This window comes from Serratia sp. szju, from assembly GCF_044594185.1.
Lineage (GTDB): Bacteria > Pseudomonadota > Gammaproteobacteria > Enterobacterales > Enterobacteriaceae > Serratia > Serratia bockelmannii.
Genome location: NZ_CP172576.1, coordinates 4303580 through 4315397 on the forward strand (window position 1 = coordinate 4303580; position 11818 = coordinate 4315397).

General features: G+C 59.7%; 14 protein-coding genes. 10 read left to right on the plus strand and 4 right to left on the minus strand.

From position 1 onward, the window contains the following. The first annotated feature begins 72 nt into the window (after positions 1–72). The 8 genes from rsmF (at position 73) to RE418_RS20330 (ending at position 7988) form a co-directional block, all read left to right on the plus strand. Positions 73–1509: a 16S rRNA (cytosine(1407)-C(5))-methyltransferase RsmF gene (gene rsmF, locus RE418_RS20295; protein WP_025302584.1), complete on the plus strand. Its 1437-nt coding sequence runs from the start codon at positions 73–75 to the stop codon at positions 1507–1509. Between the two features lie 274 nt (positions 1510–1783). Then, a complete protein-coding gene (locus RE418_RS20300) occupies positions 1784–2323 on the plus strand; it encodes a spore coat U domain-containing protein (RefSeq protein WP_016928005.1) in 540 nt (179 codons plus the stop codon). Between the two features lie 2 nt (positions 2324–2325). Beyond that, complete coding sequence (locus tag RE418_RS20305) at positions 2326–2829, plus strand: spore coat U domain-containing protein (protein WP_025302583.1); 504 nt, start codon at positions 2326–2328, stop codon at positions 2827–2829. Then, positions 2829–3383: a spore coat U domain-containing protein gene (locus RE418_RS20310; RefSeq protein WP_016928007.1), complete on the plus strand. Its 555-nt coding sequence runs from the start codon at positions 2829–2831 to the stop codon at positions 3381–3383. The genes RE418_RS20305 and RE418_RS20310 overlap by 1 nt, the downstream gene beginning before the upstream one ends. Before the next feature lie 24 nt (positions 3384–3407). Then, positions 3408–4172 (plus strand): molecular chaperone, encoded by a 765-nt coding sequence (locus tag RE418_RS20315; RefSeq protein ID WP_025302581.1) that lies wholly within the window; start codon positions 3408–3410, stop codon positions 4170–4172. A 67-nt stretch (positions 4173–4239) separates the two neighbouring features. Beyond that, positions 4240–6660, plus strand: a complete 2421-nt coding sequence (locus RE418_RS20320) for a fimbria/pilus outer membrane usher protein (protein WP_227255594.1) — start codon at positions 4240–4242, stop codon at positions 6658–6660. Between the two features lie 20 nt (positions 6661–6680). Beyond that, a complete protein-coding gene (locus RE418_RS20325) occupies positions 6681–7613 on the plus strand; it encodes a spore coat protein U domain-containing protein (protein WP_025302579.1) in 933 nt (310 codons plus the stop codon). Between the two features lie 135 nt (positions 7614–7748). Next, the gene (locus RE418_RS20330) at positions 7749–7988 is read left to right on the plus strand and encodes a DUF1480 family protein (protein ID WP_025302578.1); all 240 of its coding nucleotides are present in this window, start codon (positions 7749–7751) and stop codon (positions 7986–7988) included. Positions 7989–8043: 55 nt separating this feature from the next. Here the strand turns inward: RE418_RS20330 and RE418_RS20335 are convergent, their stop codons facing one another. Next, positions 8044–8643, minus strand: a complete 600-nt coding sequence (locus RE418_RS20335; protein WP_025302577.1) for a C39 family peptidase — start codon at positions 8641–8643, stop codon at positions 8044–8046. Positions 8644–8647: 4 nt separating this feature from the next. Then, positions 8648–9040, minus strand: coding sequence for an ASCH domain-containing protein (locus RE418_RS20340; protein WP_004931522.1), 393 nt, complete (start codon positions 9038–9040; stop codon positions 8648–8650). Positions 9041–9378: 338 nt separating this feature from the next. On the opposite strand from RE418_RS20340, the gene yniD reads away from it, so the two are divergent. Then, on the plus strand, positions 9379–9471 hold the full coding sequence (gene yniD / locus RE418_RS20345) for a small membrane protein YniD (RefSeq protein ID WP_016928013.1): 93 nt from the start codon (positions 9379–9381) through the stop codon (positions 9469–9471). A 38-nt stretch (positions 9472–9509) separates the two neighbouring features. Here yniD and RE418_RS20350 read toward each other — a convergent pair whose 3' ends face one another. Further along, entirely contained in the window at positions 9510–9662 is a 153-nt protein-coding gene (locus RE418_RS20350; protein ID WP_162837925.1) for a hypothetical protein, read from the minus strand. 159 nt (positions 9663–9821) lie between these two features. Between RE418_RS20350 and RE418_RS20355 the strand changes: the two genes are divergently transcribed. Then, positions 9822–10031: a hypothetical protein gene (locus RE418_RS20355; protein ID WP_004931526.1), complete on the plus strand. Its 210-nt coding sequence runs from the start codon at positions 9822–9824 to the stop codon at positions 10029–10031. A 146-nt stretch (positions 10032–10177) separates the two neighbouring features. Here the strand turns inward: RE418_RS20355 and RE418_RS20360 are convergent, their stop codons facing one another. Further along, complete coding sequence (locus RE418_RS20360; RefSeq protein ID WP_025302576.1) at positions 10178–11596, minus strand: serralysin family metalloprotease; 1419 nt, start codon at positions 11594–11596, stop codon at positions 10178–10180. Positions 11597–11818 lie beyond the last annotated feature (222 nt).

The window sequence follows — 11818 nt, forward strand, 5'->3', positions numbered from 1 at the left end:
CCGGGCCCTGTTTTTTTCCGCTTTGTGATAAACTCTCGCCCTTGTCTTTATTGCACCCTGAGAGTTCGCCCCGTGGCCAAATCCACCGCCGTTTTTCTGCCCCCCGCTTTCCTCGACGCCACCCGCGCCATCATGCCCGCCGAGCTGGCGATGGACGATTTTATCGCCGCTTGCCAGCGCCCCCTGCGCCGCAGTCTGCGCGTCAACACGCTGAAAATCAGCGTCGCCGACTTCCTGGCGCTGGTGCAGGATTACGACTGGCGATTGGAGCCCATTCCCTGGTGCGCGGAAGGGTTCTGGATCGAGCGCGACGATGAAGAGCTGCGATTAGGCAGCGCCGCCGAACACCTGAGCGGTCTGTTCTATATTCAGGAGGCCAGCTCGATGTTGCCGGTCAGCGCGCTGTTCTCGGGCGACGCGGCGCCTACTCGAGTGCTGGACGTGGCGGCGGCGCCGGGCTCCAAAACCACCCAGATCGCCGCGTTGATGGGCAACCAGGGCGGCATCGTCGCCAACGAATACTCCGCCAGCCGGGTGAAAGTGCTGCACGCCAATATCAGCCGCTGCGGCGTGAAGAACACCGCGCTGACCCACTTCGATGGCCGGGTGTTCGGCGCTGCATTGCCGGAGAGTTTCGACGCCATTCTGCTCGACGCCCCCTGTTCCGGCGAAGGTGTGGTGCGCAAGGATCCGGACGCCATGAGCAACTGGTCGCCGGACAGCGTCGCCGAGATCGCCGCCACCCAGCGCGAGCTGATCGACAGCGCGTTTCATGCGCTGGCACCGAGCGGCGTGATGGTTTATTCCACCTGCACGCTCAATGCGCAGGAAAATCAGCAGGTGGTGCGCTGGCTGCTGGATACCTATGGCGACGCAGTCAGCGTCGAGCCGCTGGGTGAGCTGTTCCCCGGCGCCGACAAGGCGTTGACCGCCGAAGGATTCCTGCACGTCTTCCCGCAGATTTACGACAGCGAAGGGTTTTTCGTCGCCCGCCTGCGTAAAAAACACGCCGTGGCGCCGTTGGTGAAGCCGACCTATAAAGTCGGTAAATTCCCGTTCAGCCCGCTATCCGGCAAAGAGGCGGCGCTGGTCGCCCAAGCCGCCGCCGCATCCGGCTTAACCTGGGGCGATGACAGCCGGCTGTGGGAGCGCGACAAGGAAATCTGGCTCTTCCCGGCCGAGCTGGAGCCGCTGTTTGGCAAAGTGCGCTTCTCGCGTATCGGCCTCAAGCTGGCGGAGCGCTTCCCGAAAGGTTTCCGTTGGCAGCACGAAGCGGCGATCGCCCTCGCGGGTGCCGGCGGCAAACAGCATTTCGAGCTGGACGCCGCGCTGGCCCAGGAGTGGTATCACGGCCGCGATCTCTACCCTGAGCAGCCGCCGGCGGGCGACGAGTGCATCGTCACCTATCAGGGGCAACCGCTGGGCATCGCCAAACGCATCGGCAGCCGCATAAAGAATAACCTGCCGCGCGAACTGGTGCGCGACGGCGCGCTGGATTTCCACCTGTAAACGATACCGCGCCGGGGAATGAAATTCCCCGGCAATAAAATAACGCTAATAATATTCCCATCGCCGTTCGTTATTATTCTAATCATTTCACTTTATCGGTATACCTCGCCTACAAGCCCCGTCAACCGGGGGAATGAGAATAAAAAGTTTCTCGTTTTCATCAAGACAATTCCCGATTCTTATTCTATTAATTAAAGTGCAGCTAAATGAATACGTTCAACTCACCTCTGGGTGGCGTCTTTGCGGGCTTTCTCTCATACGGCAAGGAATTAAGATGAAAAAAACTCTGATGGCATTGACCTCGGTAGCAACCCTGCTGTGCGCCAACGGCGCGGCTAACGCAGCAGGCACCATTCAAGGCACGTTAGGCGTGACGCTGACCATCGGCGCCGGTTGCGTCGTGGGGGGCGGCAGCAGCAGCGGTTCCGTCAACGACTTCGGCTCCATCAGCTTCGGTACTTACTCTTCACTGGCCAACATCATCGACGCCAGCGCCACCGGCGCAGGGGGGGCCGGTACGCTGTCATTGACCTGCACTACCGGCACAGACTACACGGTGGCGCTGGACAACGGGCTCCATGTCACTTCAGGCACCCAACGCCGCATGGCCAGCACGGCAGGCGCCTTCATCAGCTATAACCTGTACCAGGATGCCGCACGCACTACCGCCTGGGGCAGCGGCGCCAACGCGCGGACCGGCACCGGCACCGGCGCCGCCGTTCCGCTGATCGTGTATGGCCGCGTCCCGGCGGCCGGTTCTACCCCGGCGGCAGACACCTATAACGACACCGTCACGATGACGGTCACCTGGTAACGGTGCGGCGCGCGCTTTGCTGCTGCGGATTATGGGCGTGCAGCCTGTTGGCGCAGGCCGACAGTAAAACCGCGACCCTCGGCGTCAGCGCGACCTTGCTCAGCGCCTGTGAGGCCGGCAGCAGCTCAGGCGGCAATGTCAGCTTCGGCACGCTGAATTTCGGCACGCTGTATTTTCTCAGCACCGCAACCAGCGTCGCCGGGCAACAAAACGCCGGCGCCATTCGGGTGAAATGCACCAACGGCACCAGCTACAGCGTTCTGCTTGGCGGCGGGCAAAGCGGCAATACCGCTGCCCGCTACCTGCAAAGCGCGGCCGGCCAACGGGTGAATTACAACCTGTATACCAACGCCGCCCACAGCACCATTTGGGATAATCTGACGGGCGTGTCACAAACCGCCAACGGTTCGGACAACTGGCTGCCGGTCTATGGCATGATTCCGGCGCAATCCACACCTCCGACAGGCAGCTACACCGATACGGTACAGGTCACGATCAATTGGTAATGACGATGCGCGCTTCAATTTGCGGTTTGCTGTTCTGCCTGCCGCTTTCCCCGGCCCAAAGCGATACCGGCGTCAACGACTTGACCAAAAGCCAGCCGTTCACCGTCAATGCAACCGTGGTTAAAGGCTGCGTATTGGGCAGCGGCGTCAGTGACGTGACCACCTTCGGCACCCTGAACTTCGGCCAGTTGTCCTCACTGAGCAACGCAGTCAGCGTCGTCTCCAGCAGCGGCGCCGGTTCGGTGCTGTTTCGCTGCAACCCGGGGCTGAGCGTCACGCTGGCCCTCGGCGTCGGCAATCACGTGACCGGATCCATCGCCGGCGGCAGAAAATTACAAAACGCCGTCACGTCGGAAACGCTGCTGTATCAACTTTATCAAGACAGCAACTACGCCACCCTTTGGGGCGATGGCGCTAACGGCGGCGCGGCGCAGACCGTCGCCGCCACCGGCAGCACGCAAGAAATCAAGGTTTACGCCCGTCTGTTTTCGACCAGTACCCTGCCCACCAGTGGCGTTTACAGCGATACGGTCTTGTTGACGGTCACTTATTAAGTTTTTTGCAATAAGGATTGAGTTATGCGCATACCCTTCCGTCTGCCGTTAACGGCAGCCTTGCTCCTGGCAAGCCAGCAGCACGCCCTGGCCGCGGCTTCCATTCTCATTTGGCCGATCGATCCGGTGATTGAAGATCAACAACAGGCCACCGCGCTGTGGCTTGAAAATCGCGACAGCAAACCGGTCTATATGCAAATTCGCGTGTTGGGTTGGAAGCAAACCGCCGGCAAGGACGATTACAGCAACCAAAGCGACGTGATCGCCAGTCCGCCGGTGGCGTCGATCGCGCCAGGCAAACGCCAGCTGATACGCCTGATCAAACAGTCGGCGCCGGCGGCGGGACAGGAACGCGCCTATCGCATTTTGGTCGATGAAGTGCCGGTGAAAGAACAATCATCGGATGCCGCCCCCGGCGGTGCAGAGATGGGGCTGAAATTCCAGATGCGCTACTCGGTGCCGCTGTTCGTCAGCGGCAAGGGGATTTGGACCAAACAGGACAGCGAAAAACCGCGCGATTACGCGACCGCCAGCCAACCCAAGCTCAGCTATCGTTTACAGCAGCAAAGCAGCGAACGCTGGCTGGAGGTGCGAAATCAAGGCGCAGTGCATGCCCGAATCTCGAAAGTGACGCTGCAAGGGCGCAGCCTAAATCCCGGCCTGATGGGATACGTGCTGCCCGGTTCACAGATGCGCTTCGCTTTGCCGCCCGCCGGCGGTTTCAGCAGCGGCAAGCTGATGGCCACGGTCAATGACAACAAACAGCCCGTAGCCATTCCGTCTTATTGAGGCCCAGGTGCAGCCGATAGAGAGGCTATCGACGCGGCGTTTCAACCTCAAGCCGCTGGCGTTTGCCATGCTGAGCATGGCGGCCGGCGGCTGGCTGCCGTTTGCGTTCGGCGACGATCTGCCCCCACCGCCCAGTGCCGTCAGCATGCCGGACACCACGCTGTATCTGGAGCCGGTCGTCAACGGGCGCCAAACCGGCAACGTCGTGCCAGTCAACTATCGCGGCGGCCATTACTACATGACGCCCCAGCAACTGCTCGACGCCGGGCTGCCGGTAGCGGATAAACAGGCGAAAGACATCGCCGTCGATCGGCTGGAGAAGGTGGATGTCAGCTACAGCGGCGAGAGCCAGCAGTTGCTGATCAACGTGCCCAACGACTGGTTGCCGCAGCAAACCATCGGCGCCCATTCACCGCTGCAACGCTTGCCGGCGCAAAGCAGCCTGGGTTTGCTGTTTAACTACGACATCTATGCCAGCCAAAGCAACGGCAATGGCCGACCAGGCTACCTGTCGGCGTGGAGCGAACAGCGGCTGTTCGACGGTTTCGGCGTCATCGCCAACACCGGCATCTACCGCAGCGGGTTTAACGGCGGGCCAAACGACGATGGCGGCCGCTATATTCGATACGACAGCTACTGGCGCTTCAACGATGACCAGCGGATGCTGAGTGTGATCGCCGGTGACCTAACCACCGGCTCGCTCCCCTGGAGCAGCGCCGTGCGCATCGGCGGCTTGCAATTGGCGCGCAATTTCGCGGTACGCCCGGATCTTATCACCTATCCGCTACCGCAATTTTCCGGCCAGGCAGCATTGCCCAGCAGCGTCGATTTATACATCAACAGCTATAAAAACAGCACCACCAACATCAATCCCGGGCCGTTCACCCTCAACAGCGTGCCCTACATTAACGGTGCGGGTCAGGCCACGGTCGTCACCACCGACGCCCTCGGCCGTCAGGTCAGCACCACGGTACCGTTCTACGTGGCCAGCAACCTGCTGCAGACCGGCATGAGCGATTTCAGCGTTTCCACCGGTTTGCTGCGGCGCAACTACGGGTTGAATTCTGCCGATTACGGGCAATGGGTTGGTAGCGCCAGTTTACGTTACGGCGTCACTGATTGGTTAACCCTGGAAGGACGCGCCGAAGGCGCAGCCGAATTGGCGGTCGGCGGCGGCGGCGCCGACATTCGCGTTGGGCAATGGGGGGTTTTCAACGCGTCCTACAGCGTCAGCCAGGCCGGCGACGAAGCGTTTAACGGTGGCCGGCCGATACAATCCCCCACGTATTATGACCCGCTGACCGGCAGGCCGTTGCAACAGCCGGATCCCCAGCCCGTCTATCGCTACACCGGCAACCACGGCGATCAGAGCAGTTTTGGCTACACCTACAGCAACTCACGCTTCAGCCTCAACGCGCAACGTATCCTGCGCAGCGCCGATTTTGGCGACATTTCCGTGTATAAAAGCGACTACCGTCTGAGCCGCCGCACCGATCAATTGACCGGCAGCGTCAGCCTGGGCCGGCTCGGCAGCCTCGGCGCCGGTTATTTTGACGTACGCGACGCCATCGCCCAACGAACTCGCCTGATGAACCTGTCCTACAGTGTGTCGCTTTGGCGCAACAGCAGCCTGTACGCCTCGCTGAACCGGGAAATCGGCAGCAGCGGTTACAGTGCCCAACTGCAGCTCTCCATTCCGTTCGACAGTTGGGGTACCGCCAGCTTCAGCGCCGCGCGCGACAACAACAACCGCTGGAGCGAACGCGTCAGCTACAGCCGCGCCGCGCCGACTGATGGCGGTTTCGGTTGGAATCTGGCCTACGCCAATAACCCGAGCGGCGGCGATTACCGCCAGGCGGATCTGACCTGGCGCACCCGCAGGCTCGAAGCCCGAGCGGGCGTATACGGTACCCGTGATGAAACCAACCACTGGGGAGAAATCAGCGGTTCGCTGGTCGCGATGAACGGCGGCGTGTATGCCACCAACACCATCAACGATGCCTTTGCGCTGGTGTCCACGCAAGGATACGCCGACATTCCGGTGAGCTATGAGAACCAGCCGATCGGCAAGACCGATGCCCAGGGCTATTTACTGGTGCCGACCGTCACCTCTTACTACCATGCGAAATTCCAGATTGATCCGCTCAGCCTGCCCGCCGACGTCGCGCTGCCGACGGTGGAAAAAACCGTCGCCATTCGCGATCACAGCGGTTTTCTGGTCGAGTTCCCCATCCAACCCATCTCCGCCGCCGACGTCGAACTGGTTGACGAGCAAGGCAAACCGCTGGCCAACGGCAGCCAGGTGGCGGTGGTTGGCGGCCATCAGCAAAGCTATGTCGGTTGGGATGGCATGACCTATATCGACCCGGTGCAACAACACAATCGCCTGAGCGTGATCCCGGCCGACGGCGGCCCGCCGTGCCAGGCGGAATTCAGTCTGGCGAAGCCTCAGGGCATCCAGCGCGTCGGCCCGGTTGTCTGCCGCTAATTCAACGACGGAGAGTCACTATGTTTCGGGGATTGAAAGCCTTATTGTTAACCCTTTCGCTGCTGCTCTGTCAGCGCGCATTCGCCGACTGCGCCACCACCAACGGCACCGTCACCTTACCGGGGAGCAGCTCTTTCGTGGTCTACAATGGGCAGATCAACGCCCAGGGCACCGCCGGCCTCAACTGCACCGGCCTCGGCCTCAATTTGCTCACGCAAAACACCGTCACGGTCAAGATCGCCTCCACCACCAACAATATGGCGGTTGCCAACACCGACGGTTCCGGCGATAAAATCGCTTACCTGATCTACCCCGACGCCAACTACCAATATCCTTACAGCATCGGCCAAACCATCGACTACAGCTCGCTGAACCTGCTGTCGCTGATCCTGATTTCCTCCAACGTCAACTTTCCGCTGTATATCAAAACCACCGCCGGCGCCAACGTGCGCGCAGGCACCTATACAGACAGCATCAACCTGATCTGGAATTACCATATTTGCGGCCTGGGCGTGCTCGGCCTGTGCGTTTGGTGGGACGGCGTCGACAAACCCAGCACGGTCAGCGTCAGCGTCACCATCACCAAAGACTGCCTGATCGGCACCGCGCCCAACGTCAACTTCGGCAGCATGGCGTTGGTCGGGCAGTTCAATCCTGTCAATCAGAGCATCACCCTTACCTGCACCAAAACCGAGGGATACAACACCTATTTCACCAACGGCAATAACCCGGTTTCCGGTTGGCGACGCATGAAAAGCGGTACCAGTAATTTCATGCAGTACCAGATTTACTTGCCTAATACGACGACCGTTTGGGATAGCACCAACAAACAGAGCGGCGCCGGCACCGGCCTGGCGCAAAGCATCCCGTATAAGGCGGCGGTCAATGCGGCGCAGACGGAAGTGGCGGTCGGCAGCTATCAGGACACGCTCAGTTTTGTGGTGGAGTACTAGGCGTTGTGTTTTGCCGGCGTGGAAATTGTTTCCAAAATGTAATTTTTATGTGGCATTTTTTGCTCATTTGGCTATGCTCTTATCAATGGCCAAACTGGTCTAACCTCCTACCACACCATTGAGCAAGGAGTTCCCATGAGCAAAACCGTCGTAAAAATTGGCAGCTTCGAGGTCGATGACGCGCATCTTCACGCCGGCGCCGACCGCACCGGCACCCTGAGCATTCCCTGCAAGTCCGATCCGGATCTGTGCATGCAGCTGGACGGCTGGGATGAACATACCAGCATCCCGGCCATCCTCGACGGCAAACAGTCGCTGCTGTACAAGCAACACTACGATCGGCAAGCGGACGCCTGGGTGATGCGGCTGGCATGAAAATGCATCAGAACTGCTGACGACGCGCTGTTTTCATCGGAAACAGCGCGTTTTTTTATGCGATGGCGATGCCGCGGCCGGCAAAGAAAGGGGCGAAACGGCTGAGCGGCAGGTGCACCCGCTCCCGCGTCGCCGGGCTGTCGCCCGAAGGATTGTGGAAGATCACGCTTTGCGCATCGGCGGCGGTGATCAGCACCAGATGCCCGCCCCGCTGCGGCGGCGTACTCTCCGGCCGGCGAATGGAGGGATGCACCGAGGCGATAAAGTAGCGGCATTCATGAAGCAGCGCCGGCACCTCGGCGGCCTCTAGCCCCACCTTCACCTCCGCTTGCAGCGCGAACTGCTCGCGCACATACTCGACGAACGGCGCATAAATCAGCCCCTTTATCCGCTCACCTTCGCGTACATAGGCGCCGTAGGGCAGGCTGCGGCGCGCCAGCTCCAGCAGCGGCGGCGCTTCGCCGTCGCGGTGGCCCAGCACCATTTTCAGGCAGGCCATGCCGCACACGTGGTTGGCCCACTCGACGTACTCTGCCCGATCGCGGGCGCCGCTGCGCGCCCAATTTTCGTCTTGCGCCAGCGTCGCGCGGCCGGCGATCAGATCGGCGGCCAGCTCCGGGCTCGCCCACTGGCACTCGTAGGGAACGGCGCGCATAAGATTAAAATTTGTCGACGACTTTGAAATTCATCAGCACCAGCGTCATGTCCGGCGAGAACAGGTCATACTCTTCGAAGAAGCGCTGCAGCTCTTTGCGCCAGTGCGCCAGCGAGCGATCGCCCTCGCCTTCGGCAAAGGCGTGCGCTTCATCAACCTGATCGTAAGTTTTCATTTCCACCGCGGTCAACTCGACTGCGCAAACCGGCTCACCCTTGCCGTCCACCACCAGGAACAGATCGCCGGCCTGTGGGATCCCTTCGCCGTCCAGGTTAGAACAGGTGGCCGTTTTGGTGCCATTGAGGATCAATTGCACGACTTCATCGGCCTGCTGCTCGGTATCGCCGAACGCCCAGCGCTCAAGGTGCTCGTATTTCTGTGGAATTGCCGTCGCCATGATTATACCTTTAGGAAAAATGCATCAATGCAGACAGGATAGTACAACGTATTGCCGGCCGTCTGCATCCGTCGCAAGCGCGACTGCGCGTTTTGCCAGCGCCACTTTTACGCGTTTTTACCTTTCTTCGCTGTGCCTGCCGCGCTGCCGGGCGCATACTGTGAACATTATTCACCCAATGGCGACTGCCAGGCGGTAACATGCAGCAAAATGACATCGATGCTGACGATACCTTCAGCGATTTACTCAACGGCGTCGCGTTAGTGACGCTTGTCCTCATCACCCTCGCCGGCGGGTGGTATTTCGGCTAAAAGGGGCGCAACGTGGCAACAAAACGCATGGGCAACAAGCTCAGTAAAATGGTCGTGGTGCTGCTGCTGATCTGCCTGGCGTTGCTGCTGTTGCGTTGGGCGGCGATCGCCTTCGGTTAATGCCGCGAGACGACGCCGGCCGAACGCCGGCGCCCTGTTCATCGCCGCCGTGGCGCGGTCGGCTCCAGCAACTCCTGCAAATAGGCCAAACGCGCCTCCCCCTGAAGCAACCAGCGGCGACACAGCCAATGCTGCGTTTCACCCGTGCGGCTCAGGCGGTAGTACTCCGCCAAGGTTTCGACCCAGTTCATGATGTTTTCTCCTGCTTTTCGACACCGTCAGTATTGAGCGTAAAAACCAGAAGAAATACTGATGGCTTGTTTTTTATGCTTCCTGTTTTAGGCGGCGGGTAGCGAAGCCGCAGTTCAGCTGTTACATTGGGCAAAAATCAACCCACCGAGGTGTAGACCATGACGTTCTCGGAACAGGAGATTAAACCCGTATGGGATGAGGTCGCACGCCTGATCGGCGACGGCGTGATGCAGCTGCGCCATCGCGGTGAAGCGCTGTCGGTGGAAACGCTGGAAAAACATCTGGCGCGGCAGTTGGCGGACAGCAACGATATCGAACGGCGCATCCTACTCGGCGCCGCCATCAACATGCTGAAAGGCGGAAAATGAATCGCCAACCGAAAAGGTTGGCGATTCGACAGAAGCCCGAGGTATGCAAGCCCGGCCTTCTGCGCGCTACTATGTCACGCTAATATGACGTAATTAATAGGAATTGTCGGGTTTTTGCCCAAAACGCCCTATTTTTGTTGCCTGCATTACGCCAACACGAAATCGCCGGCATCCAGCGGCTGCCCCACCACTTTCACCAGGAAATCGTTGCCGTCAAAGGCGCCGCCCAGGTTGATCGCCACATCGCTGACGTGATTTTGCTCATCGTAGCTCAGCTTCGCCTCGCCCGCCTTGCCGCTGAACTGATCGACGAAGCGGATGCCGTCGGCGCTGCCGGTGTTGAACAGCGTCAGATCGATCTTGTCCTCGCCGCGCACGAAGTCGCGGATCCAATCCGGCGCCGCCGCCGTCGACTCATCCGCCGCAAAGTAGACGAAGGTGTCCTTGCCGGCGCCGCCCCACAGCTGATCCGCCCCTTTGCCGCCGTACAGCACGTCATCACCCGCGCCGCCCTTGAGCACGTTATCGGCGGCGTTCCCGACCAGCACATCGTTACCCGACCCGCCGATGGCATTTTCAATCGTCACGCCTGCGGCGATAGACACATTGCCTTTCAGGCCACCAACGTCCGAGAACGCCTTTTCATTCAGGTTGATGCGCTGATTTTGACCGAAGCCGGAGAAGTCGAAGGTGTCGTTGCCGCCGGCATCCCAAGCGGTGAAAATTATCTTGTCCTGCGCGCCGGTGGCGGTGAGGAAGTCGCGATCGGTGTTGGAATTGAATCCGTAAACCGTATCGCCGGTGCGGGTGTTCATGTTGGCGCCGTAGAAATGCTGGATCGCCGTGATGTCGTTGAGCAACGGCCCGGAAGAGTACGCGCCTTTAAAGTCCTGCCCTGTGTTGCTTTCGCTGAAATAGCTCATCAGGCTGTGGGCACGGCTGTCTTCGAAGTAGGTCGCGTCTTTAGCGTAGGTGATGCTGACGCCCGGCGCGGCGTTATAGTCGCCCGGATGCTGCAACCCCAGCGCATGGCCGATTTCATGGGTGAAGGTCTGGCGACCGTACTCGTTCTCATGGATCTGGTTGTTGACGAAGGTATGGTTCTTGGCGTTATACCAGGTTTGCCCGGCAACCGAAGGCGAGGTGTCCGGGTTATACGCAAAGGCATAGGAGCCGCGCGAGCTGTAGTCGAACAGGCCGAATTTGATGTTGGCAGCGGCGGTGTTGCTGGTTTCGGTGAAGGTGATGTTAGCCACGTCTGACCATGACTGCAGCGACAGTTTAGCCTGCTCGCGCTGTTCGGCATTAAAGCTGCTGAAGCCGCTGATGCCCATGCTCGACATGTTGCCCGGCGCCTTTTCCCAGAAGCTGTAGGTCAGAGAGACCGGCGTGTCGGTCACGCCCTTGTCGTGCCAACTGCGATCGCCGCGCACCAGCTCCAGGCCGGCGTTTTCGAACGTTTTCGACGGATGAAGCACGGTAATGGTGTCGTCTTCATCGGGTTTATAAGCGCCCAACAGGGCTAATACGCCTTCGGCCTTAACGGAAGCATTGCTTGATGACATAACCTTATCTCCATATTCGTCAATTCAATCGGGGGGATGCCCCAACTGGCGGATTGCCTGAACGGCAGCGGCCCGGTGTTGAATCAATACGGGGATATCGGTAATGCGGTGGCGCCTTCCCTCGGCACTCTGAATGAGAACGATAATCCCTTAAGAGAAAAGAATAGACACATTTTCGTCGAGTACAGAATTTTCTCAGATAAAGTCCGACTATGCATTTGC

What these genes read in the sequence shown, in the direction of transcription:
- RE418_RS20300 (WP_016928005.1), top strand. Translation starts at nt 1,784, where the DNA reads ATGAAAAAAACTCTGATGGCATTGACCTCGGTAGCAACCCTGCTGTGC.
- RE418_RS20310 (WP_016928007.1), top strand. Translation starts at nt 2,829, where the DNA reads ATGACGATGCGCGCTTCAATTTGCGGTTTGCTGTTCTGCCTGCCGCTT.
- RE418_RS20315 (WP_025302581.1), top strand. Translation starts at nt 3,408, where the DNA reads ATGCGCATACCCTTCCGTCTGCCGTTAACGGCAGCCTTGCTCCTGGCA.
- RE418_RS20320 (WP_227255594.1), top strand. Translation starts at nt 4,240, where the DNA reads ATGCTGAGCATGGCGGCCGGCGGCTGGCTGCCGTTTGCGTTCGGCGAC.
- RE418_RS20325 (WP_025302579.1), top strand. Translation starts at nt 6,681, where the DNA reads ATGTTTCGGGGATTGAAAGCCTTATTGTTAACCCTTTCGCTGCTGCTC.
- RE418_RS20330 (WP_025302578.1), top strand. Translation starts at nt 7,749, where the DNA reads ATGAGCAAAACCGTCGTAAAAATTGGCAGCTTCGAGGTCGATGACGCG.
- RE418_RS20335 (WP_025302577.1), bottom strand. Translation starts at nt 8,643, where the DNA reads ATGCGCGCCGTTCCCTACGAGTGCCAGTGGGCGAGCCCGGAGCTGGCC.
- RE418_RS20340 (WP_004931522.1), bottom strand. Translation starts at nt 9,040, where the DNA reads ATGGCGACGGCAATTCCACAGAAATACGAGCACCTTGAGCGCTGGGCG.
- yniD (WP_016928013.1), top strand. Translation starts at nt 9,379, where the DNA reads ATGGGCAACAAGCTCAGTAAAATGGTCGTGGTGCTGCTGCTGATCTGC.
- RE418_RS20350 (WP_162837925.1), bottom strand. Translation starts at nt 9,662, where the DNA reads ATGAACTGGGTCGAAACCTTGGCGGAGTACTACCGCCTGAGCCGCACG.
- RE418_RS20355 (WP_004931526.1), top strand. Translation starts at nt 9,822, where the DNA reads ATGACGTTCTCGGAACAGGAGATTAAACCCGTATGGGATGAGGTCGCA.
- RE418_RS20360 (WP_025302576.1), bottom strand. Translation starts at nt 11,596, where the DNA reads ATGTCATCAAGCAATGCTTCCGTTAAGGCCGAAGGCGTATTAGCCCTG.